21 protein-coding genes and 1 rRNA gene are annotated in these 23,591 nt (G+C 45.5%); 12 read left to right on the forward strand and 10 right to left on the reverse strand.

Annotated elements, in window-relative coordinates:
• Positions 1-162: 162 nt before the first annotated feature.
• Complete coding sequence (locus QT987_RS20045) at positions 163-1,485, reverse strand: hypothetical protein (RefSeq protein ID WP_333243385.1); 1,323 nt, start codon at positions 1,483-1,485, stop codon at positions 163-165.
• A gap of 751 nt (positions 1,486-2,236) precedes the next feature.
• Here QT987_RS20045 and QT987_RS20050 point away from each other — a divergent pair.
• The 3 genes from QT987_RS20050 to QT987_RS20060 all read left to right on the forward strand — a co-directional run bounded on the left by QT987_RS20050 (position 2,237) and on the right by QT987_RS20060 (position 4,203).
• Positions 2,237-2,758: a photosystem I assembly protein Ycf3 gene (locus tag QT987_RS20050; RefSeq protein ID WP_333039118.1), complete on the forward strand. Its 522-nt coding sequence runs from the start codon at positions 2,237-2,239 to the stop codon at positions 2,756-2,758.
• Between the two features lie 238 nt (positions 2,759-2,996).
• A complete protein-coding gene (gatC, locus tag QT987_RS20055) occupies positions 2,997-3,278 on the forward strand; it encodes an Asp-tRNA(Asn)/Glu-tRNA(Gln) amidotransferase subunit GatC (protein ID WP_006635952.1) in 282 nt (93 codons plus the stop codon).
• Between the two features lie 208 nt (positions 3,279-3,486).
• Positions 3,487-4,203 (forward strand): TrkA family potassium uptake protein, encoded by a 717-nt coding sequence (locus QT987_RS20060; RefSeq protein ID WP_333243388.1) that lies wholly within the window; start codon positions 3,487-3,489, stop codon positions 4,201-4,203.
• Here QT987_RS20060 and QT987_RS20065 read toward each other — a convergent pair.
• From QT987_RS20065 to QT987_RS20075, 3 genes are all read right to left on the reverse strand, one after another.
• The gene (locus QT987_RS20065) at positions 4,160-5,791 is read right to left on the reverse strand and encodes a sodium:proton antiporter (RefSeq protein WP_333243391.1); all 1,632 of its coding nucleotides are present in this window, start codon (positions 5,789-5,791) and stop codon (positions 4,160-4,162) included. The two genes, QT987_RS20060 and QT987_RS20065, sit on opposite strands and share 44 nt — an antisense overlap.
• A 117-nt stretch (positions 5,792-5,908) precedes the next feature.
• Entirely contained in the window at positions 5,909-6,436 is a 528-nt protein-coding gene (locus QT987_RS20070; protein ID WP_333243393.1) for a hypothetical protein, read from the reverse strand.
• A 185-nt stretch (positions 6,437-6,621) separates the two neighbouring features.
• Positions 6,622-9,336, reverse strand: coding sequence for a cation-transporting P-type ATPase (locus QT987_RS20075; RefSeq protein WP_333243396.1), 2,715 nt, complete (start codon positions 9,334-9,336; stop codon positions 6,622-6,624).
• Positions 9,337-9,767: 431 nt separating this feature from the next.
• Between QT987_RS20075 and QT987_RS20080 the strand changes: the two genes are divergently transcribed.
• Positions 9,768-10,172, forward strand: coding sequence for a BON domain-containing protein (locus QT987_RS20080; protein ID WP_333243399.1), 405 nt, complete (start codon positions 9,768-9,770; stop codon positions 10,170-10,172).
• 258 nt (positions 10,173-10,430) lie between these two features.
• Here the strand turns inward: QT987_RS20080 and QT987_RS20085 are convergent, their stop codons facing one another.
• On the reverse strand, positions 10,431-10,817 hold the full coding sequence (locus tag QT987_RS20085) for a hypothetical protein (RefSeq protein WP_333243401.1): 387 nt from the start codon (positions 10,815-10,817) through the stop codon (positions 10,431-10,433).
• A 171-nt stretch (positions 10,818-10,988) separates the two neighbouring features.
• Here QT987_RS20085 and rppA point away from each other — a divergent pair, with 171 nt between their 5' ends.
• From rppA to QT987_RS20110, 5 genes are all read left to right on the forward strand, one after another.
• Entirely contained in the window at positions 10,989-11,666 is a 678-nt protein-coding gene (rppA, locus tag QT987_RS20090; protein WP_333243404.1) for a two-component system response regulator RppA, read from the forward strand.
• Between the two features lie 18 nt (positions 11,667-11,684).
• Entirely contained in the window at positions 11,685-12,965 is a 1,281-nt protein-coding gene (locus tag QT987_RS20095) for a HAMP domain-containing sensor histidine kinase (protein ID WP_333243407.1), read from the forward strand.
• Positions 12,966-13,050: 85 nt separating this feature from the next.
• Entirely contained in the window at positions 13,051-13,602 is a 552-nt protein-coding gene (locus QT987_RS20100) for a DUF3124 domain-containing protein (protein ID WP_333243410.1), read from the forward strand.
• 317 nt (positions 13,603-13,919) lie between these two features.
• Positions 13,920-14,879 carry an aldo/keto reductase gene (locus QT987_RS20105; protein ID WP_333243413.1) on the forward strand — a complete coding sequence of 320 codons (960 nt, stop codon included), beginning with the start codon at positions 13,920-13,922 and terminating at the stop codon, positions 14,877-14,879.
• Between the two features lie 225 nt (positions 14,880-15,104).
• The gene (locus QT987_RS20110) at positions 15,105-16,976 is read left to right on the forward strand and encodes a serine/threonine-protein kinase (protein ID WP_333243416.1); all 1,872 of its coding nucleotides are present in this window, start codon (positions 15,105-15,107) and stop codon (positions 16,974-16,976) included.
• A gap of 131 nt (positions 16,977-17,107) precedes the next feature.
• Here QT987_RS20110 and QT987_RS20115 read toward each other — a convergent pair whose 3' ends face one another.
• Positions 17,108-17,749 (reverse strand): Uma2 family endonuclease, encoded by a 642-nt coding sequence (locus QT987_RS20115; RefSeq protein ID WP_333243419.1) that lies wholly within the window; start codon positions 17,747-17,749, stop codon positions 17,108-17,110.
• A 55-nt stretch (positions 17,750-17,804) separates the two neighbouring features.
• Entirely contained in the window at positions 17,805-18,311 is a 507-nt protein-coding gene (locus QT987_RS20120) for a hypothetical protein (RefSeq protein ID WP_333243422.1), read from the reverse strand.
• A 140-nt stretch (positions 18,312-18,451) separates the two neighbouring features.
• Here QT987_RS20120 and QT987_RS20125 point away from each other — a divergent pair, with 140 nt between their 5' ends.
• Together QT987_RS20125 and QT987_RS20130 are read left to right on the forward strand one after the other, a co-directional pair.
• Positions 18,452-18,664 carry a hypothetical protein gene (locus QT987_RS20125; protein ID WP_333243425.1) on the forward strand — a complete coding sequence of 71 codons (213 nt, stop codon included), beginning with the start codon at positions 18,452-18,454 and terminating at the stop codon, positions 18,662-18,664.
• A 238-nt stretch (positions 18,665-18,902) separates the two neighbouring features.
• Positions 18,903-19,304: a hypothetical protein gene (locus QT987_RS20130; RefSeq protein ID WP_333243428.1), complete on the forward strand. Its 402-nt coding sequence runs from the start codon at positions 18,903-18,905 to the stop codon at positions 19,302-19,304.
• 309 nt (positions 19,305-19,613) lie between these two features.
• Here QT987_RS20130 and QT987_RS20135 read toward each other — a convergent pair whose 3' ends face one another.
• The 3 genes from QT987_RS20135 to QT987_RS20145 form a co-directional block, all read right to left on the reverse strand.
• Complete coding sequence (locus tag QT987_RS20135; RefSeq protein WP_333243431.1) at positions 19,614-20,549, reverse strand: branched-chain amino acid ABC transporter permease; 936 nt, start codon at positions 20,547-20,549, stop codon at positions 19,614-19,616.
• Between the two features lie 111 nt (positions 20,550-20,660).
• Positions 20,661-21,611, reverse strand: a complete 951-nt coding sequence (locus tag QT987_RS20140) for a branched-chain amino acid ABC transporter permease (RefSeq protein WP_333243435.1) — start codon at positions 21,609-21,611, stop codon at positions 20,661-20,663.
• A gap of 163 nt (positions 21,612-21,774) precedes the next feature.
• Positions 21,775-23,031, reverse strand: a complete 1,257-nt coding sequence (locus QT987_RS20145) for an ABC transporter substrate-binding protein (protein WP_333243432.1) — start codon at positions 23,029-23,031, stop codon at positions 21,775-21,777.
• Positions 23,032-23,515: 484 nt separating this feature from the next.
• Here QT987_RS20145 and QT987_RS20150 point away from each other — a divergent pair.
• Positions 23,516-23,591: ribosomal RNA gene (locus QT987_RS20150) — 16S ribosomal RNA — on the forward strand; the annotation flags it as partial.

The raw sequence follows: 23,591 nt of genomic DNA on the forward strand, positions 1-23,591 counted from the left end.
TCAATAAAATTTGATATTTGCCACAATTATTAGCAATGAGATCAAAGCCCGTTCCCCAACAAAGATATTTTATTGTGGAACAGGCATCCTGTCTATTCTTGAAAATGGTGCAAAATTTTAGCAACCTAACTTAACAACAAACAACGGTTTTTTTCATTAGTATTACAAGTTTTCGGATCGATCGATCCGGCGCTGCCATTCGGCATCTATTTTGGCTGACTGTTCTAGTTCTTGTTGGGTTAATTCTGTTTCTGTTGTATAAGCTAAGTCTTCTCCAGTCAGAACGTTTTCTGCTGCAAATTCCTGGGCGTAGGCTAGTTTTTTGAGCAAGTTGGCATCGGGTTCGTTTAATAACATTGCTCGCTGCTGACGCTCTTGATTGCGGGATTCTATCCGGCTATTTTTCCATTGAATCCAGAAGTAGCGAATTAAAGGAATTGCGAGAAATCCGACGCCGTAAATCAGGATCATGGGATAAACAGCGCTGACGAAACCGATAAATCCACCTGCGATTAAATTATTAGTTAATAGATTCCCCAAAACTAACGCACCGACAAGATTGACGGCTCCTAACCCTGCTGCGAGCATGATTTTGCCGGAACTGGCATTGCTGAAACGCCACAGCATTTCTCGCAAATAAGCTGCTACTGGTTCAGAATTTCTCTCGGTGGCTGTGGTTTGCAATTGCGGAAAATGGTAGACTATTTGCCCTTCGGGACTGACTTCGGGGCGGCCGTCAAAACGGGCGAGAGCCGGTAACATATATTCTTCGTATTCTCGGGCGTATCCTTGTCCGAGATTGTCTAGATATGGGGCAATTTGTTCGGCCGCGACTGCGCCTCGGTTATTGCGAATTGCCGTGGCAATATCGCTCCATTTACGCTCTTCTAGATTTTTATTCGGATTGCCATCTCCAAATAGAAATGAGAAAACTGCTTCCAGAAAACTCATCTCGGGTTTTTGGTCAGTTAAGCGCGATCGCTGCTGGTAGTATGGTTGGTCATGGTTCCAGTAAAATATCCAGCTTAAGTCGTTCCAGAAGTAGGGAAAAAAGGAAAAGCCGCCGCCTCTGCCGCCCCCGCCGCCACCGTCTCCTCCTCCCCCGTTATTGCTGTCGCTGCTGGAGAGTAAACTGGAGATTAAAATAGTGATAGCAACAAAAATTAAGAGGATGGAAGCTACCAGCACTATGCCAAAAGATATCCGAATCAGGTAAAATAAAACTCGCCAGATTTTTTGCCACCATTCCTGCAACTGCAAGCGCAAGAATTTGTTTCGCAAAATATCTCGAAAGTTCTTGGGAAATAGGTAGGCAATGTCGCCGGATTCTGCTACTTGCAGGTTGCCGCCTGCTTCGGAGGCGAGGGTTAACAGTTCTCGCTGGGCAAAATTGACATCTAATCCAGCTTTTGCCGCCACGTCTCCAACCGTAACGCGGTAGCCAAGTTGTTCGACGGCTTGCATAATGGTGGGATTCGGAGCCATAGGTTTCTCTCTGTGAAAATTACCCGGTTATTTTTATTATATATTGCGGGAATTCGAGCTGGTTTTGACGATCGGCTTTCTGATTTTTTTTGAGGCTGCCCTTGACAATCAAGCATCCAGGATACCCGCCACGTGATTCATCCGTCCAGAAATAAAAAACCTGTATCCGATAAAGGCGCCCCCGAATTTATCTCGCGCAAGTCAATGCTAAAATCTAAAATCTAAAATCTAAAATCTAAAATCGATTGACTTTGGGGCAAAATATTGCTAGTGTTTTGCCGAATAACTTTTAAGTATGGGCTAAACTCGGATAGCTTAATAAAACTTTGTGATGGAATTTCTCCTCGGCAGGTTATTTGCTTGTTTGCTCTGAGGGTCAAGGAGGGGAGATTATGGCTACATTTATTGGGTACGATGTGCGATCGCCCGTAAGCGTTGCTTCCACAAGAGGATAGCCCCTGCACCCCAGGCAGAACATTTCCTTTCTGCACGGTTTTTGTAAGTTTTGTGTAGAGTGCCAGAGATATGTTAAAGAAATCTAGTTTTTTTGCCAGTCTTGCAAGAGTTCTATAAAATAGATAGAGCTTGCGCGGGTGTTAAACCCAAGGGCGTGTTTTAAGGTTCGCAGGTGCGATCGACTAAACTTTTTAGCGCCCTCAACACAACGGCCCACTACAATAGTGGCGCAATTATTAATAGCAAAACTTTACAGGCTAATTTTTCTGATTAGCCACTAACCAAAGAATCGCATATGCCAAGAACTCAACGCAACGATAACTTTATTGACAAAAGTTTCACGGTAATGGCTGATATCATCCTGAAGATTATGCCGGCCAAAAAGCAGGCGAAGGAAGCTTTTGCTTATTACCGGGATGGTATGTCAGCTCAAGCAGATGGCGAATACGCTGAAGCGCTGGACAATTATCATGAAGCGCTGAAGCTGGAGGAAGATCCTTACGATCGCAGTTATGTCTTGTACAATATGGGGCTGATCCATACTAGCAACGGCGAACACGATAAAGCTTTGGAATATTACAGCGAGGCTTTGGATCTCAATCCGAGAATGCCACAAGCACTGAATAATATTGCTGTAATTTACCACTATCAAGGGGAAAAGGAAAAGGAAGCTGGCAATATTGAAGGCGCGGAAGGGCTGTTTGATAAAGCTGCGGATTATTGGAAGGAGGCTATTCGCTTGGCCCCAAACAATTACATTGAAGTGCAAAATTGGCTGAAGACAACAGGCCGATCGCAAATTGATGTGTATTTTTAACTAGGATGGGCATGGGGCATGGGGCATTCGTTATTTGTTCTATAGCAATCCATGCAGGAGTCGTAAACTTTTTACCCCACCCCAACCCTCCCCTTATCAAGGGGAGGGAGTAAGAAATTCACAAATGATGCGAGGATTGCCATATGTTTGTTGTTTGTTATTGTTCTTAATAACCAATTCCCCATTCCTCATTCCCCATTCCCCATTCCCCATTCCCAATTTCCCATTACAGATTTTTATGATTGACAGAGAAGAAGTTCGGAAAGTAGCGAATTTAGCGAGATTGGAATTAACGCCGGAAGAAGAAGAGCAGTTTACTGGTCAACTTAACGGTATTTTGGATTATTTCGAGCAGTTGAGTGAACTCGATACGAGTAAGGTGCAGCCGACAACGCGGGCGATCGATGTTAGTAATGTAATGCGATCGGACGATTTGCAACCTTTTGCTAAGGGAGAAAGTATTTTGGAAGGAGCTCCCGATCGCGATGGGGAGTTTTTCAAAGTGCCTAAGATTATGTAGGGTTCCCGCTGCGTAGCTAACTGAGGAAAATCACTTGTGGGGCTGGCTCCCATGCCAACCACACAAGCAGATTAAACTAAGTGTGGAACAGGTAATAAGTAAGCCCGGTATAAGCCACCCCACAAGCAGATTAAACTGATAGAAACCAAAAACAATCTCACTCATAGGGATAAATCTGTAAAGTTCATTCTTGGGGTGAAAAAGAGTCATGTACGTATTAATTGGTGGAGCAGGAATGATGGGGCTGGGTTTAGCCCAGCAGCTATTAAAAGTCGGTCATACGGTTGCCATCATCGATGCCGACCCGCTGGCCTGTCGCTTTGCTCGTGAAAAAATCGGAGTAATGGCATTTGAAGGCAGTGCGGTGAGTACAACGGTTCTTCTGGAAGCAGGAATTAAACAAGCAAACGCAGTCGTTGCAGCACTCAGGGATGATGCACTGAATTTAGCGCTGATCACCCTATCTAGGAGCTATGGCATTTCCCATATTGTGGTGCGAATGCGCGATCGCGAATTCCTAGAAGCCTATCGACTTGCTGGAGCCAGTCACATCATCAGCACTATTGATTTGGCAGTTGGATCAATGGCGAATGCGATTGAATATCCCCAAATCGAGTCGATGATGCACTTTGAACACGGGCAAGTCGAGGTACTAAAGCTGCCAGTTCCAGGCGATTGCAAGGTGGCAGGTCACACCGTTGCTCAAATTGCTCAAGACCCTCGTTTTCCAAAAGGTTCGCTGATTATTGGTTATCAATGCCATGCCTGCGCCAATCTGGAGATTCCGAACGGCAATACTGTTCTAGAAGCAGGTTCTACTATTCTTGTCGTCACCCGTCCAGAGTTAGTTCACCACATGATTGATTACCTCGGCATTCGCGCTAGTCATCTGCCAACGTTAGAAGTTTCTCATCCAAATCTTTGATGTAAGGATGAACCAGATCCTCTGGGACAATTCGCTTGCGGAGGGCATCGCTAACTGCTCCTTTTTCTGCTAGCAGCAATCGCCGTCGAATCGTATCTAGCCCGCTGCGATCGCCCTGTACTTGCCCGGCCCGATGTTGATTGTAGAGATCGCGCAGCACTCGCTCAGAGTGCGCTACTCGTGCTTGATATGATGCCCATAACTCCTCGTAAACTGCCTTCGGCAACACACCAGATTTCAGCAAACTATCTAGCTCATCTTGAGCCGCTTTGGAAGCAATCAACTGAATTTGTAACTGCCCAGCTTCCTGCATTACATCAGAAACACGGCTGATTTGTAACCGTTTTACTAGCCAGGGTAAACTTAATCCTTGTCCGACCAAGGAGAATAAAACTGCACCGAAAACCAGGGCAATGATGTTATCTCGTCCTGTCAATCCCAGAGGAATACTAAGCGCCAGTGCCATCGAGAGTGAGCCTTTGATGTTTCCCAGAAACAGAACGTGTTGCCAGCGCAGGGGAATCGGACGATCGAACCACCGCAGCGCCGCTAACAACAGATATACCGAGAGAATCCGTGCGAGTTGATACGCCAAAATAACGAAGAGAATGGATGGCAAAATTCTCCACAGTGTCAGCGGGTTAATCTCAATGCCGATCAGCAGAAAAATAAATGTATTGACCCCAAAACCAGCGTACTCCCAGAAGCTGAGTAGCGTAATTCGATCCGAGGCTGATGTAGTGCGAGAAAGCCCCAGATTGCCAAAAATGAGTCCGGCGATAACCACAGCCACCGCACCGGATACCCCCAAAAATTGCCCGATTTGGAATGTTCCTAACGCCAGCGCAACAGTCAGCAAGAGACTACTCAATGGGTCATTTAATCGAACAAATATTGGCAGACTCAAGTAACCTAAGATGACACCCACGAGTCCCCCACCCAAGGCAACCACGAGCAGTTCTTTAAGTCCTCCCACGACGGTAAGAGAACCTGTAGCATAAACAACTAGAATCAAATTGAATGAAACCAGGGCAGCCGCATCATTGAACAGAGTTTCTCCCTCAACAATGGTGGACAATCGAGAAGGCACACGGATCTCTTTAAAAACCGCAATCATCGAGACTGTATCAGTGTTTGCCAGAATGACTCCGATCAGCAACGCCGGAATCCAGTCTAGCCCCAGCCCAAATTTAACCAGAACAGCAATAATTGCTGAGGATAATATCGAGCCTGGGCCCGCCAGCAGGGCGATCGGCTTAAAGGTGCTGCGGAGACGGCTGATATCAGTATTGATAGCTGCTTCAAAAATCAGAATTGGTAGAAAAAGATTTAATACTAAAGAGGGGTCTAAACCAATTCGACGCGACAATACCTCCGTAATGGGCAAGCCTGCTAACACTAAGCCCGTCACATAGGGAATTCGTAACCGTTGGGTTACGAGTGCCACAACAGTTGCAATCAGCAGCAGAATGATCAAGATGATGACTAATTCAGAAATAACTCCTGCAGTTTGGCTATTTGTAGCAGGATCGCTGCCCAACAGAGGTGCTTGCGCTACAATCGACTCGATCGCCGATATTCCTGTCATAAATTCGTTTTCCTCACAGAAATTGACAGATTAACTACGGTTTTAGTCTACAGGAAACGGTTCACTATGCTGTAGGCGGAACCGCAAGGTAATTGTCTTTCTTATATTACCTTGAATTTATGTAGCATCAGAGACACGCCACGTCAGAATCTCCCAACGTTTAAGGACAGGTTCAGCAATCACGATCTCATTTTCTCTTGCCTCCATCACGATCAAATAATCTCCCTGGTTAAATCTGTCATTGTAAATTCTTGCTTGTTCTTCTGGCACCAACCATCCTTGAAGTGCGCCATATAGACCGCCAGCAGTTGCTGCAATCCCACTTCCAAAGAAAGTTGCTAAAATGCTTTCCACTGCTAATGCCTGACCAATACCGGGAATTAGCAGGCTGCTGAGTCCAACAATTAAGGCTAGTGAACCTAGTCCTATGCTGCCGTATATCGCGCCTACTTGTGCGCCTGCTGCTCTTGTGATTACAATTTGGTGCACACCCAGAGAGTCCAAATCATTATTGTTAGAAGGTTGAGCAATCACTGAAATTTTGTGCATGGGGAAATCGCTACTTTTTAGCTCAACTAGCGCCTGTTTTACGTTTCGATGATTAGTAAATAGGCCGCTAGCACGTTTGAGATTTTGGGAAGTCATGATAAATATTCGATATTCAACGCTACAAAATTGGTAAATATAGCCTTTCTCAGTAACATGAGGTGTACGCTTGATAAGCGGGCATAGGCCTCCGTGGGCATAGGCATCCGTGGGCATACCTCACCAAGATTGAGAACTGCTGTAGTGTGTAAAGCCGCTTTGAATGACCTCATCACAAAAACTACTTAGTTCAGAGGTGCAAAACGCTTTAGCAAAGCTGACAAAGCAATCATTGGCAGTCCGAATCCGATACAAATTAAGCCTTGGATTGGGTTCAAAGCTTCAGTGTTGAATAACTGATTCATAATGCCCCATTGGCTAAACAGGAATTGGAGAATGAAAATAGCCCCAATGCCGATCGCTACCGCATAGCCAACTGATTCATCTTTACCGCGCAGTTTGGAGACGATCGCCGGAACGAAGCGACTGATGCTTAATAGGTAAAAAGCTTCCGCCGCCACCAATGCTTGAATTGCCATTGTCCGGGCTAGAGCTTCATTGCCTGTGGTTTGGACGATCCATTCAAACATCCCAAAGATCACAATCCAGTTAAATACCGAAACTGTCAGAATCCGAGCGGTCAGCCTGCGAGACAGCAGCGGTTCATTGGCCCGTCTAGGTGGATGTTGCATGACATCGGGAGAGGGCGGCTCAAATGCCAACGGTAAGCTCAACGCAACTGAACTGACCATATTCAGCCAGAGAATTTGTACTGGCAAAATGGGTAGTGGAGTTGCCAAAAGTACGGCAATCAAGATGGTCATGGACTCTCCACCATTCACGGGCAGGATGAAGGCGATCGCCCGCAGCAGATTCTTATAAACCGTGCGCCCTTCCTCAACTGCTTTCTCGATCGAAGCAAAGTTGTCGTTTGTCAACAGCATATCCGCTGCTTCTTTTGTAACTTCGGTGCCCGTGATGCCCATTGCTATCCCAATGTCAGCTTGCTTCAGGGCGGGAGCATCGTTAACTCCATCTCCAGTCATCGCCACAATCTCGCCCTTAGACTGAAGTGCTTCGACAATGCGGAGCTTTTGCTCTGGTGCGACACGAGCAAACACGCAGCTTTGTTCAACAGCATTGGCGAATTGCTGCTGATTCATTTGAGCGAGTTCTTGACCCGTAAAAACAAGAGCCTCTTGGGTTTGATTTAGTCCCATTTGGTGCGCGATCGCTGCTGCTGTTTTGGCATGATCGCCCGTAATCATCTTGACCTGAATTCCCGCAGATCGACAGGCTTGAATCGCTTGAATCGCTTCGGGGCGAGGCGGGTCGATCATGCCTTGCAGACCCAGAAAAGTTAACCCTTGCTCAATATCAGAATGGTCAATTGAAGATTGAGAAGCGGGTACAACTTTCTTGGCAAGTGCCAGAACTCGTAACCCTTTTTTCGCCATTCTGTCCACGGTTTCCTCGATCGGCACGGGGTTGAGGGCGATCGTCTCTCCCTCTTCATCAAGCATCTGGTGACACCGCTTGAGAATTGCCTCGATCGAACCCTTGACATAAATCAACCGTTGTGGGCGATCGTCATGCAAGGTTGCCATGTATTGAAACTGAGATTCAAACGGCAGTGTATCGAGCCGGGAAAACGCTTCCTCCAGTTTCTCAGTAATTAACCCCGCTTTGTGGGCTACCGCAACCAGCGCCCCTTCCGTTGGACTACCGACTACAGTCCAGTTTCCATCTTGCACTTCTAGATGGGAATCGTTGCACAAAAGTCCTGCTTGCAGGCATTCATATAAGGCAGGTGCGTTTCTCAAGTCAACGGAATGTCCATTTACAGAAATTTCCCCGTCTGGTGCATATCCTCCACCGCTAACCCGATATCGCTTTCCACCGGCATCAATCTCTTGAACTGTCATTTGATTCTCAGTCAAGGTTCCAGTTTTGTCGGAACAAATCACGGTGGTGCTCCCCAGCGTCTCAATTGCCGGAAGTTTGCGAATAATGGCGTGCTGCTTTGCCATTTGGGAAACCCCGATCGCCAGTGTCACCGTTAAAATCGCCGGTAAGCCTTCAGGAATTGCGCTGACGGCAAGCGCCACAGATGCCTTGAATACCTCAACCCAAGAAAATCTCTGGGCAATGCCTGCAGCAAAGGTGAAGGCAGCCAAACCTAAAATGACATAGAGCAAGGTTTTGCTAAATTTGTCAATTTTGCGACTCAGCGGGGTTTCCAGTGTGGTACTTTGCTGCATGAGTTGGGAAATGTGTCCCGTCTCGGTCATCTCACCAATGCTGACGACGAGTCCGCGTCCTTGTCCAAACGTTACCAGGCTTCCTGTATACGCCATGTTCGTGCGATCGGCCAGTGCAGCGTCTGCCTCTAGCGCCTGGGATTGCTTCTGAACCGGGACAGATTCTCCCGTTAACGCTGACTCATCGACTTGTAAGTCACGGACTTCGATCAGCCGCAGATCCGCAGACACTTTATCCCCAGAAGACAGCAAGACGAGATCGCCAGGAACCAGTTCGCTGGATGAAACCACTTGCTTTTGACCGTTGCGGAGAATGGTTGCCTCAGTTGCAACAGATTTTGCTAAAGCGGCGATCGCATTCTCTGCCTTTGACTCTTGAACGAAACCAATGGTGGCGTTCGTCAGAGCAACCCCCAAAATTACCCCTGAATCAATCCACTCTTTCAGAAATGCTGTTACTATCCCAGCAGCTAACAAAATGTAGATTAGTGGCTGATTCAGTTGCTGAAAAAATCGCAACCAGGCACTTTGCTGCTTCTGAGCCGTTAGTTGATTGGGACCGAGGATCTTGCGCCGTTCGGCTGACACGTCGGAAGATAGACCTATTTCCAGGTCAGTCTCTAAAATCCGAGCTACTTTCTCGACAGAAATGTGATGCCAAGAGTGTTCTACTAATTTTTCTACATTGGTTGCAGTCATAACGTTTCTTGTCAAGCCAACTGCTTCTTTGTTATTTCGTCTTGTTTCTAGCGTCATTGATGAAAGTGAGGGAAAAGTGAGCGACTGATTTCTGTTACTCACATTTGGATCACATTTGCTCCCTATACTTAGGCAGAGAACCGATTAAGATAACTTATAAACTTGCCAACCTTAGTTCACTCGATTTGATTTATTGTTACCTTTTATTAAAAGGGTTGTAAAAAGCATTACTTTTGATGGATGAACTATGGTACATTTACTTATACAAGTTCTCAAAAAAGTGAGGTATGCCCTATGCCCACGGAGGCCTATGCCCATGAGTACCTCATAGGAGAGCTCGAAAGGCTATATTGAGTTCAAATCCTCAAAGACTTCATGCTGAGGTTTATCGGCAAAATTGCGTTTCACAACAAACAAAACAAACAAAGAATATGCAATTATTAAAGCTATTGGTGCAAGGAATCAGCGTCAGCACTGTTGCTATTTTGGGTTTAGGTGCTTGCACCTCCCCCAATACTCCACAGACAACTGTTCCATCTACTTCTGCTCCCACAACTGCCACTGGAAATACGACTGTTCCAACCACTCCAGCGCCTGCAACCACGACTGCACAGACGCCTCAAAATCAAGACATTGACGATATTGCCGATCGCGTAGAAGATGCCTTGGACTCCGATACCACCCTCAAGCAATTCGATTTGGACGCAGACGATCGGGATAATTCGATTGTGTTAACAGGGCGCGTTCAAACTGCAGAACAAAAAGCATTGGCAGAACAAATTGCTCGGCAAACAGCAGCGAATGTTTCCATCAATAACGAAATCGTCATTCAGTAGTTCCTAACAGCGAAGTGGCAAGAGCATGTGGCGCTTCTTGCTACTTAAAAAATTGCGCGATCGCAGTGAGGAAACCTATGGATTTGGCAACCTTATTTGACTGGAATTCTTGCAAAAATAAATAGGACGGGCAAGATGGCCATCCCACAAAAAAAAATAACTCTTGTGGGATGGGCCGGAGAGCCCGTCCCATCAATTGATGAAAAGGATTTTTGCAAGAGGTCTACTGGATACGATCGCAATATTGAAACACTAAACTTATTCAACAATTTCGTAACGGACTAACTGGCGAACATTTTGACGTGATAACTGGAGTTCTTGCGCGATCGCTGCCTCTATCTGGGTTGCGTCAGTCATTGGCAATTCTAATTCCAATCGCTTCAAAATGGGTTCTGCTGTTTCTACCGCAACCTGGGTGGTTCCTTGTTTTCGGTTAATCACCGCGTTGATCAGCAATATATTGACAGACACCGTTGCTTTAAGCTGGGTATCTGCCTGAAGTTTATTCTTTACTATCTGGGGTTGTTGTAATTCTTGAGCCATTAGGAAACTGGAACCGATCCAAAACGCGATCGCCACAAACGGCAATGGCAACCAAAACTCTGCGCCTGATGCTTTTAGCCAACGTTTAGTAACCTGCCACATAAATTTTTACCCCACCCCAACCCTCCCCTTGCCAAGGGGAGGGAGTAAGAAATTCACCAATGATTTAGGATTGCTATATTTGCACTTTAGTGGAGTTAGCGGTCTGCTGAAATCCTACTCAAGGACGATGCGTCAAATGTTTCAGTTCGATATGCCCAATTAAAGAAAAATATGAGAGTTTTGCTGGTGGAGGACGACCCAAAGCAACTGATGCCGCTTCAAACAGTGCTGTCTCAAGCAGGACATAGCGTGGATGGGGTAAAAGATGGAAAGACGGCACAGTGGCTGTTGTCAGAAAAAGAATATGATTTGTTGATTTTGGACTGGATGTTGCCACATATCAGTGGGGTAAATCTCTGTCGTCAATATCGATCGGCAGGGAAAACAGCGCCGATTTTGATGATTACGGCAAGAGATACCACGCCGGAAAAAGTGACCGGGTTAGACGCAGGTGCAGATGATTACCTGGTGAAACCGATCGACTTGGTTGAATTCATGGCACGAGTGCGGGCATTAAGACGGCGATCGCCCCTTTGGCAAGGAGATACGCTCAGCCTTGAGGATCTGCACCTCCACCTCGATACTCTTACTGTTGAGCGACAAGGTGCAACCGTTTCCCTCTCCAGTCGCGAGTTTCAGTTGTTGGAGTATTTTATGCGTCATCCCCGGCAAGTTTTGACTCGGAATCAGATTGAACAAGGTGTGTGGGAATGGGGGACTGAACCAGAGAGCAATGCGATCACTGTTCTAATTCGCAAACTCCGCCAACGCTTGCAGGCTGTAGGATCGGCAGACTGGATTGAGAGCATTTACGGTATGGGTTATCGCCTCACTTCCCCTCTCAAGTAAAGATCGTGAAGGCAAGTCATGTTTAATCAAAGTCGTCGCAATCTGGCTCGTTGGTTCACCCTCTCCATGGGAAGCATTCTCGTGCTGTTTGCGGGGGTGATTTACCGGATTGAGGTAAAAGATAAATTGGAGGCACTCGATCGACTTCTCTATGACAAAACTAGAGTCATGGCTGCCAGCGTGCATTATGAAGTTCGCCAAAACCAGAACCAGGTCGATCTGAGTCATGTTTCGTTGTTAGGTAGTGGTTCGCATCCCCTTGCTGAAGATCTGATTTACGTGCGCTGGTATAACGCACAAGGGCGGCTAGTTCGTTTTTTTGGGAATTCTCCTCCCGAACAGTTAAATACGCCTTTTGGTTATCTCACAGTTCGATCGACCGATCCACTTTTGGGAAAAGGAATCTGGCTGCGTCAGGTGACATTACCCGTTGAAGGTAGAACAGGGGTACTCGGTTATCTTCAGGTTGCAACTCCCCTGACAGAAACTCAAAACAGGCTCACTGAGCTTCAGATTGTGCTAACTCTCGCTGTCCCGCTGACACTGGGCTTAATTGCCATCACAGGTTGGTTTCTCAGTGGGCTGGCCATGCAACCGATTCGGCAAGCCTATCAGCAGCTTCAGCGCTTTACAGCCGATGCCTCTCACGAGTTGCGATCGCCCCTGTCTGCCATTCTCACTAATGCCCAGCTTGGGTTGCTGATCGCGGCTGATGATACACGTTACCATCCTCCCTTAGAAAACATTGTAGATAGCGCAAAATCCATGGGAGCCTTGGTGAATAATTTACTGCTGTTGGCTCGTCATCAAGGGCGACTTGCGCCCGAATCGCTCAGGTTAATCAATCTCAACGAGTTCCTCAGCAATTTAGCAACCCAGTTTCTCGCACTTGCAGAAGTCCAAAATATCAAACTAACCTGCGAATCACCGGAACAACGGATTGAATTGTTGGCCGATCCTGATTTGCTACGGCAAGTAGTCGAAAACTTGCTTTACAATGCCTGTAAATATACTCCCGTTGGCGGAACTGTAAAGATACGCCTAGTTCTTCATTCCAATTTGGCAGTCATTCAGATAATCGATACGGGAATCGGTATTCCAGAAGCGGACTTACCCTATATTTTCGATCGCTTCTATCGAGTAGACACCGATCGCTCGCAGGAGAGTGGAGGCTTTGGGCTGGGGTTGGCGATCGTCCAACAAATTGTCAAGGCACACAGCGGACAAATACAGGTGACGAGTGCAGTGGGCAAAGGCTCAACGTTCCAGGTTGAACTGCCCCTCAAACCTTATCACTAAACCGCCTCAAACGAGAGAGAAGGTGCACTCTGCTTTCTGCTTTAGACGTAACTGCAATGTATGTGATGTATTTGGATGAATGCCGATGAAGCTGAAACATGATTTTTGGGTTGGTTGGGCGCTAGGGGCGATCGTCCTGAGCTCTTGCTGGGACCAAACTACCTCACCAAGACAACAACCCGATATAAAACGTGAAATTTCACTGAAAGCAGTCCCGTTAGATAAAACAAAAGTTGTGATGGGACAAACCGTATATGTCCCTATTTACTCACATATTTATCACTACAATAGCAAGGATCAAGTCATGAATTTGTCAGCCACGCTCAGTATCCGCAATACGGATCTGACAAATTCAATTATTATCACTTCGGTGCGTTACTACGATAATGATGGGAAATTGATTAGGCAGGACATTAAGAGTCCAGTAGAACTCAAGCCGCTTGCTTCCACAGACTTTTTCATTGCAGCAGATGATACAAGTGGAGGATCAGGTGCAAACTTTATTGTGGAGTGGGTTGCAGAAAAAACGGTTTATGAGCCTGTCATTGAAGCTGTCATGATTAGTACCTCTTCTTCTCAGGGCATTTCATTTATCAGTCCCGCCAAAGTTCTCAAGCAACACAAGATGCAGCAGTGATTTTAGAGGATTAACTTATTGCTTTACAAAGTAGTTTTATACTATCATAATGGGGGCATCTCATATTTGTAAAAACACTTCTTCGGGCTTCTTCCTTCTTCCTTCTGATTTTTTTCCTACTGGCTCCTGATTCCTAACTCCAATTTCTAGCTTGGTTGCAAAAGTGTGATGCTGCTCTTTTTAATTTTTAACTTGGTACATCACTATTTATTGCAAAATAAAACTATAGCATTACTGTGCATGACTACCCAACTTTTTTCTGTTAAGATTAGAGAGCTTGAGGGTGAATACTAAAAATATAAATGAGGACTTAGGGTATGCAAAAGCGACAATTGGGGACATCACAAATTCAGATTACCCCGATAATTATGGGGACTTGGCAAGCTGGGAAGCGGATGTGGGTGGGAATTGAGGATGCTGAAACTGTCAAAGCAATGCGCGCGGCTTTTGAGGCAGGTATTACCACCTTTGATACGGCTGAGGTTTATGGAGAAGGGCATTCGGAACAAATTATCGGTCAAGCACTTTCAGATGTGCGATCGCAAGTAGTTTATGCTAGCAAAGTTTTCGCCAACCACCTGAAACCCGATTTGTTAATCGAAGCATGCGATCGATCGCTAAAAAACCTCAACACCGATTATATCGACCTTTATCAAATCCACTGGCCCGCCGGCACTTGGAATTCCGAGTTAGTGCCAATTGCAGACACAATAAACGCCCTGAACAAGTTAAAAGAACAGGGAAAAATTCGGGCGATCGGCGTTTCCAACTTCTCCCGCGCCCAAATAGAAGAAGCCGCCCAATACGGACGCATTGACAGCCTGCAACCGCCCTATTCTCTGTTTTGGCGCTGGGTAGAAAAAGATGCGATGTCCTATTGTGTGGACAATCATATCTCCATCATTGCCTATTCATCTCTAGCTCAAGGAATATTGACAGGTAAATTCGGGCCAGAACACAAGTTTGAAGAAGGCGACCACCGCGCCAAAAATAAGCTGTTCATCAAAGAAAATTACGACCGAGTGCAAACAGCATTAAATCAACTCAGGCCAATTGCCGATCGCCACCAGATAAGCTTGGGCAACTTAGCTTTAGCCTGGTTGATTTCCCAGCCGCAAACAAATGCGATTGTCGGCGCGCGCGACGGGGAACAAGCAGCCGAAAATGCTAAAGCTGCTGAGGTAAAATTGAGTGAAGAGGAATTAAAAGAAATTGACGCGATCGGGCGAACAGTCACCGACCATTTAGACGATAACCCCGTTATGTGGAACTTCTAAAACAGAACTGACGCAACTGGCATATATAGTAAGGTATCCCGGAACTCACGCCCAGATCACCATTCTCGCTTAACGGGCTAGAAGCCCGTTCCACAAAGAGTGAATTTCTTGTGGAATGGGCTTCTAGCCCGTTCTTAAAAAGCTAATGAGGTATAATATCTACTGCGCTGTGGAAATATTCAAAAAGTTAAAATCAAAAATCAAAAATCCGCAATCTAAAATCGAATGAGTTACTGCCTAAACCCCAACTGTTCCAAGCCACAAAACCCTCCCGCAGCCAAAATTTGCCGAAATTGCCGTTCAAAACTGCTGCTGCGCGATCGCTACCGGGCTATAAAGGCGATCGGACAAGGCGGTTTTGGTAGAACATTCCTCGCGGTTGACGAAGACAAACCCTCAAAACCTCGCTGCGTCATCAAACAATTTTTACCCGCAGAAACCCAACTCATCCCCTCAGCAAGCAATCGCAACAGCAAAAAAGCAGCCGAACTTTTTGAACAAGAAGCAATGCGATTAGACGAGTTGGGAAAACACCCCCAAATTCCCGAACTCTTAGCCTATTCCATCCAAGACGGCCGACAATATGTAGTCCAAGAATTTATCGACGGGCAAAATTTAGCACAACTTGTAGAAACAGAAGGCAGATTTAGCGAAAATCAAATTCAAGACTTACTTAATAGCTTATTACCCGTCCTTCACTTCATCCATTCCCACAACGTTATTCACCGAGACATCAAACCAGGAAACATCATCCGCCGCGCAGACAAACAATTAGTTTTAGTAGACTTTGGCGCCGCCAAAATTGCCACAGGTACAGCATTACTTAAAACAGGAACCAGCATCGGCAGCCCCGAATACATCGCCCCCGAACAAGCTAGAGGCAAAGCATTTTTTACCAGCGATTTGTACAGTTTAGGCGTAACTTGTTTGTATTTGCTAACTCAAGTTTCCCCTTTTGACCTGTTCGATCCTGGTGAAGATGCCTGGATATGGCGTCAGTATTTGGCAAACAACCCAGTCAGTGAAGAACTAGGGAAAGTTTTAGACAAAATGATTGCCAATGCTACCAACCGCCGCTATCAAACGGCTGTTGAAGTATTAAAAGAAATCAATCCCCAAGTTGCGATCGATCTAGCAATTCCTAAAACAAGTTCCAAGTTAGTTAAACCCGGAAAAACTCCCGCCCAGCCCCAACAGCAAACCTATAACTGGCAATGTCTTCACACCCTAACAGGTCACAAAAACTTAATTTACTCTGTGGCTTTCAGCCCCAACGGAGAAGTTGTAGCCAGCGGCAGCGATGACAAAACAATCAAGCTGTGGCGAGTAGAAGACGGGCAAGAAATTGTCACCCTCACAGGACACGCCAATTCGGTTTATACAGTAGCTTTCAGCCCGGACGGACAGATGCTAGCCAGCAGCAGCCACGACAAAACTGTCAAACTTTGGCGGATGAAAGATGGACAAGAAATTCGCACTCTGATCGGTCACATTAACTCAGTTTACAGCGCAGCTTTCAGTCCCGATGGCGAAATTATTGCTAGCAGCAGTTGGGACCAAACAATCAAGATTTGGCGCATCAAAGACGGGCAAGAAATTCGCACCCTTGCGGGTCACACTAATTTAGTTTATTTTGTTGCTTTTAGCCCGGATGGCGAAACTCTTGCTAGTTGCAGTTGGGACAGAACAATCAAGATTTGGCGCGTCACAGATGGGAAGCTAATTCGCACACTTACAGGTCATACAGACTCCGTTCGCTGCATAGCTTTTAGTCCAAATGGAGAGTTTTTGGCTAGCGGTAGCCATGACAATACTATTAAAATTTGGTGGGTCAAAGATTGGCAAGAAGTTTTAACTATCACAGGACATTCTTGGTATGTTGATTCTATTGCTTTTAGTCCCGATGGCGAGATTCTGGCTAGCAGCAGCAATCAAACTCTCAAGATTTGGCGAGTGAAAGACGGTCAAGAAATTTGTAATATTGGGGGTCATACTAACTCGGTCTATTCTGTTAATTTTAGCCCGGAAGGAGAGTTTTTGGCTAGCGGCAGCAGCGATAAAAGTATTAAGATTTGGCAGAATATGATGTTTGTTTAATTAGCCACAATCAAAGTTGTTTGTAATCCTTGGGCGGGGGCAGGTTTATCAGAATTGTGGGTTTTAGGCAATTATTGTTGGTGAACCTGCCCCTACAGGAATTATGGTCAATTCACCGAACACGATATGATTCAACCGTTTTCCCTTTCAATTTTTTGCCGCAACTCCCGAATTACAGCACTTGTAGGGCGATCGCGCGACATTTGCCAGCATTCCTCCACAATTTCTGATACATTAAAATTGGTAAAATAACGGCTAACTGAACTTTCGACATATCGATCGTTTTGCAAGTCGTAAATTCTGAGCTTATTTTTCTTAAACAGCCACACTTCAGGCACTTGATAAGGCAAGTAATCATCTAAATCCGTGTAGCTAGTTACGTCTACTTCGATTACTAGATCGGGCGGCGGTTCAACACCCCAAGCAATCCGATCTTTACCAATAATTGTCGCACAACTATCGATATAAAAACAATAATCTGGTTCAATTCCTCTTACCTCCGGCAAATCCATCGTAATTGGTGTAAACGCTTCATAATCTCGCCCCAAGTAATCTAGGAAAACCATTGCCACCATTGCAATAATATGAGATTGTTTTCCGTGAACTGGTAAAGGGGACATTAACAAAATCTCTCCTGGTCGATATTTGATGCGTGGAATTGAACGATCGCCCAATTGTTCTACAAGTGCTTGGTAATCCTGCCAACTACCAGGCAACCTCACAACTGTTCCTGGTGGCAACTGAATTTTTTCGGGCGTGACGACTGCGAACATAAAATTTATACCTCCTGACTGAGGATGTGTGTTTTAAACAACTAAAAGCTATTTATCAATCTATCTGCCTCACTACCTTCAAGGCTAACCCTACCACCTCTGCAATTTGCTCATCCTTCAATCCTAACTGTCGTAATTTACCAATCATTTCAATTTTAACTTGATTCGTGCTGTCCTGGCAGTCGGGAGTCGGAGGCTGACTTTTGTCTGGGGTAGGAGTGGGTTTTTCTGAGCAGGTCTTGATATAGTTAATGGTGTTGCTATTACCATCAATATTATTACTATTATTTAAAGCAATCTTGATAGTTGATTGCCGTTTTAGGACAGATTTAAGATTACGTTTATCCACGGGTTCGCCGAAAACATCAGATAACATTTGCAAAAGCTCGTAACCTATATCCTTAGCATGACCCGCCGTACAACCGTAAGTATCTGCAATATCAGAATACTTTTGTCGCTTCAGTATTCCCTCGATAATTTTACGCTGCAAGTCATTGAGATGTTTGCCTGTATTAGCGCTGAGCACTTCATCTACAAATTGCAAGATATGGGCAGTGTCCATCAGTAGGGGGGTCGGAGAACTATCGTTAGTATACCCGACTTTATCCGTCTTTATCCGCCTTTATCCGCCTTGCATCGCAATTTTAGAAATGCCCGTCTTTTTCCGTCTTTTTTCGCTTTGCAGTTTTGTGCGATCGGTCTATGATACGGAAGAGCTACAAAGCAGCTTGGTTGGTAGAAGGGACTGGGCATCTAATCTTAATCTCCAACAGCGACCGATGGAGCTTTACTATTTTGCGAGTTGCGATCGCACTTCTAAATTATCTTAGAGATTTTGGGCGATCGGCTGTATTCGTGAACAAAATTTCATCTACCAGTTTTCAGGCTTCTAATGTCTATCGATCGGTCAGATAGGCAGGTTTTGCCGATATTATCCGATCTTTGAGACATTTGAGCAAATTTTTCGGGAAAGTTCAGACTCAATCCGACTGCCAGGGCGATCGGGCTTGGGTTTTGATTGGGTTAAAGCAGAGCAGAAGGTGTTCGGACTGTTCGGAGTTAAACCGCAGATGTGCGGGATAAGCCGAGCAAGAAGAGTATTGTACTGCAACTGCGGGACAATTAATAGTTAGACCAAAAGCAGGAGGATCAAATGGGATTAATGGCTGGCAAAATTACAGAAGTAGGTATACCCGGTGCGGACGTAATTGTGAGTGCTTCAGCGCTGATTATTGGACAAATTAATCGGAATGAGGATCGCCTTGAAGAGGCATCTAGACGAGGCAGCCTAGTTGCATCTTATTGTGAGCAAATGTATCATCAATTTTCACAAGCCAATCCCCTAATAAGGGCGTGCATTGTTACTGTCTCGACCTTACCAAAGGAAACTTCCAACCTAAGCTGGGTAGGTAATGAACAAATCTCAGAATGGGGATACTCTGTTGAAGTGGGATTTCAAGGAGGTTGGATAAGGAATAATGGGAATCGAGGGTTTGAAAATTGGTGTGTTTGTGGAGCCAACCACCAAGATAACAACGTCATTTATATTGACTAATGAGAATTTGCCGTTTTGTCCACACTTGTGGCCTAGTTTTCTTCTTCTGGGGCAGCAATGGCTCGATGATTTCCCACTCTTTGTCACTCACATCGCTCCAATAACCCATTTTTAGCCTTGACCTGCTTAACTTGACTGATTTTACCCGATCGCCTGCTGTGAAGTCGATCGCTAAAAATATCTCAAATGGGTTCTATAGATAGGCGATCGATCAAAAGTGTGGATCCGATCGCCCCTTACTTTTTTATGGATAGGCGATCGATAAGGAGTGGGGATGCGATCGCACCTTTCTGTACTCAACATCTAATTTTAAACAGAAGTACGATCGCCCTTCTTCCACCTCTTCAACAACTCCGGCGTAACCAAACCTTGCGGAAAAAATATCGTCCCCAAAACAATCAGCAACCCAAAAATAATTAAACGTCCATCCCGCAGAAATTGTGCCAACCAAATCGGCAATCCCTGAATAGTCGCCATCCCCCTCAAAACCTCCGGCAAAGCAGTAAACACCATGCCACCCAAAACTGCTCCCAGAAAACTTCTGCTACCACCAATCAACACAGAGGTCAAGTAAATAATACTAGCATCAAAAGTCCCTTGACGGGCATTCCAAGTATTCAGGAAATGAGCACTAACTGCACCCACAACCCCAGCTAAAACAGCACCTAACGTGAAAGCCAAAACCTTATAAAAAGTTGGGTTAATGCCGATCGCATCTGCCGCCAACTCATCAGCCCGAATCGCCGCAAAAGCCCGCCCCACCCGAATCCGTTCTAGCCGATAGACAATCGCCATACTTACCAACAGTAAAGGTAGTACAATCCACAAATACTCGATCGGCGTCCCAAACGGTTGCGGAATCCCAAAAATGCCCACAGCCCCACCAGTAATGTCCAGATTCAGCGATAAAACCCGCAAAATTTCCACAAAAGCAATAGTTGCGATCGCCAAATAAATCCCACTCAAACGCAGCGCCGGAATGCCCACCAAAATCCCCAGCAACCCCGAAACAACCCCTGCAATTATCATCTCCACCAACAGCAATGGTAGAGGAAACAAACCCCCTGTCGTCTTAAACACCGTCGTAGACAAAATCGCCGCAATATACCCACCCAACGCATAAAAACCAGGGCTAGCCAGAGACAATTGTCCAGTCATTAAAGGCAAATACAGCGACATTCCCAACATTGCACCCAGCAACATCGAAACGATTAAAAACCCGTAAGTAGTAAAAAATGTAGCCATAACTTTCTTTATTTCTTAGTCCGCGAAGGCGGACTTCGTTTGTGTAGAAGCGATTTCAATCGCCGAATCATCTTCGTTTATAATAAAAGCGATTTCAATCGCCGAATTATCTTACACCTTCTGAATCAAACGCCGACCCAACAAACCCTGCGGTCTAACCAATAGCATAATAAACAATATGGCAAAAGCAACAGCATCCTTATAAGCCGAAAAATCTCCTGGCACAAAAGCCTCCACCAAACCAATGATAAACCCACCCAAAACTGCCCCAGGAATACTCCCCAACCCACCCAGCACAATCACCGCCAAACCCTTCAAACCAAAAGCAATACCAAAATACGGCCCAGCAATACTCACACTCGAACCCACCAAACTTCCCGCCAAACCAGCCAGAAAACTGCTCACAAAAAACGTCAACACAATGTACCTATCAGTATCAATCCCCAATAAACTAGAAGTTGTCGCATCTTCAGCCACAGCCTGCATTGCTTTGCCAAATTTAGTGAAATTTATTAAGTAAGTTAAGACAGCCACAATCGCAACTGACACCACAAAAATCACTATTTGAACAGTCCGAATCGGAATAGGTTTATCCGCTGTCCCGAAGTTAATTGCTGCAGGTAAATAGCCGTAAGTGTTAGCAGGAAAAGTGTAAATTTCCGCACCGACAAGATATTGAATGATATTGGCGATCGCAACTGCCACACCCAAACTAGAAACCACCGTCAGCAGAGGATCAGAGAGTCGGCGGCGCAAAGGTAAAAAAGCAATTCGTTCAACAATTACTCCTACCAAACCAGCCATGACACTTCCCAAAATTAACGCCACAGCAAAAGGCAACTGCACGGGAATTCGAGCATTAGCCCACAACCCATTAAAACCGAAAGTACCTCCCATCAGCGCATAGGTGAAATAAGCACCCAAAGTAAATACTGCACCGTGAGCAAAATTAATAATTCCGAGAATAGAAAACACCAGCGTGTATCCCAGGGCAAAAATAGCATACACGCTGCCGATCGACAAACCATTCAAAAATTGTTGCAAAAACAGAGTTAAGTCCATCACCAGTTAGAGATTCGGCATCAACATTAAATCATTCAAAAACCAACAGCATACAATTTTTACTCTGACTTCTGACTTCCCCCCTTGGGGGGCAGCGGGGTTAACCTCAGACTCACACTCAATAACTCATCCGTGTATCCGTGTCAAAATCTGTGTCGTGCCCTCATTTCAAAAACTCAAACTTACCATTATTACCATCAGCCTCCATCTTAATGCGTGCCACATAAAACTCTTTCTGATTAATCTCACCTTCAGGCGTAAAAGAAATTTGCCCCAAAGGCGTATCGTACTTGCCCACCAGCAACTGCTGATTCAAATTTGTCCGCAACTCGGACAACGGCTTTTCGCTAACCTTAGACTTAGCATTAATTGCCTTTAATGACTCCACAAAAACTTGTACGCCAGTAAAAGCCTGAGCGCTAAACTGAGGCGGTTCTTTCTTGAATTGAGCGCGATAAGCATCGCGAAAAGCCTTATTAACTTCATTTTCGTATTCCGGGCTGTAGGCTTGGGCAATCAAAACCCCATCGCAAAGAGCCTTGCAAACAGGAAATACATTAGAAGTATTCAGACCGTTGCCCCCAATGATAACGCCTTTGTAACCCAACTCCCGCAATTGCTTAATTAAATTGCCTCCATCCGCGGCCAACCCAGAAATAATGATTAAATCCGGCTTGACATTTATCCCATTAGTGGCTTGAGATTGGAAATCTGTATCAGTAGTCAAGAATTTTTGGACTGTTGCCAATTCCAGTCCCATATCTTTAACCGTTGTCTGAAAAGTTTCAGTCTCAGATTTGCTAAAAGCATCATTCTGAGCAAAAAACACGGCTACTTTCTTAATATTGGGATTTTGCTTGAGGGCGGCTTTAACTGCATTTGGTGCTACCACGGCGACAGGCGCGGAGACTCTGGCCACATAATCGCCAATCTGGGGAATGCCTTTAGCCGTGTTGGAGGGGCCGAGTACGGGAACTTTTGCTCGATCGGCGATCGGAGCGGCACTAAAAGCTTGCTGTGACAGAGTTGGCCCTACAATACCAACCACCTGATCCTGATTGATCAGAGTATTGAAAGCATTGATCGTCCCTTGTTCATCTCCACCGGTATCTTGGAACACCAGTCTAATCGGCGTCCCATCCACACCGCCCTTATCGTTGAAATACTTCTCAGCAATTTTTGCGCCAGCCACCTGTTCCTGACCCAGCAAAGCCACATTGCTAGTTTGCGCCACCCCAATACCTATAGATATAGTGTTGGAACTCCCCCCAGGCGAACCCTCTGGGGAAGCACCGGGAGATGGCGAAGTCGCCGGAGATGCTGTAGTAGAGGTTTGGGGAGTGTTCGTCTGACTGCAAGCCAGCAGCAGTGAAGCGCAGGTAATGAATAAGCCACTAGGGCGAGCGGCAGGTTTTTTCATAAGCGGGCGATCGAACATCTATATATAAAACAGCTACACGTAGAGATATTCTACCCATGCGCGGTAGATACTCCCCTCAAAAGTCCAATCTTGCCCAAAAAAAAGACCCCTTCCCGGAAAAAGGAGTCAGCCAGCGGAGGCAGGATCGGAAATCAGTAGCTCAAACCCTTGGTGTGTATAGGTTCCAAAAAACCTCAAAAATATTTTCACAAAACGCTTGACAACACCTTGCGGAATAAGTATATTAATAAAGCGCCAGAAGGGAAGCGGTTCAAACAACCGCGAACTAAAGGTAGAAAACTGAACCTAGAAAAAAGAATAGTTTGAAAGCTTAAAGCACTATTAACCTCGTCAAAAAATTAAGATAGAGAGTAAAAGCGAGAGCTGAACTCAATATCGCAAACAACGAGAAAAAAGTCAAGGGAAAAAAACCAGCTTTTATAGCTGAGTAGAAAGAACTTGACGTAAGCCAAAAAAACAATCCAACACGGAGAGTTTGATCCTGGCTCAGGATGAACGCTGGCGGTCTGCTTAACACATGCAAGTCGAACGGAGTAGAA

The organism is Microcoleus sp. SVA1B4 (assembly GCF_036700545.1).
Classification (GTDB): domain Bacteria; phylum Cyanobacteriota; class Cyanobacteriia; order Cyanobacteriales; family Microcoleaceae; genus Microcoleus.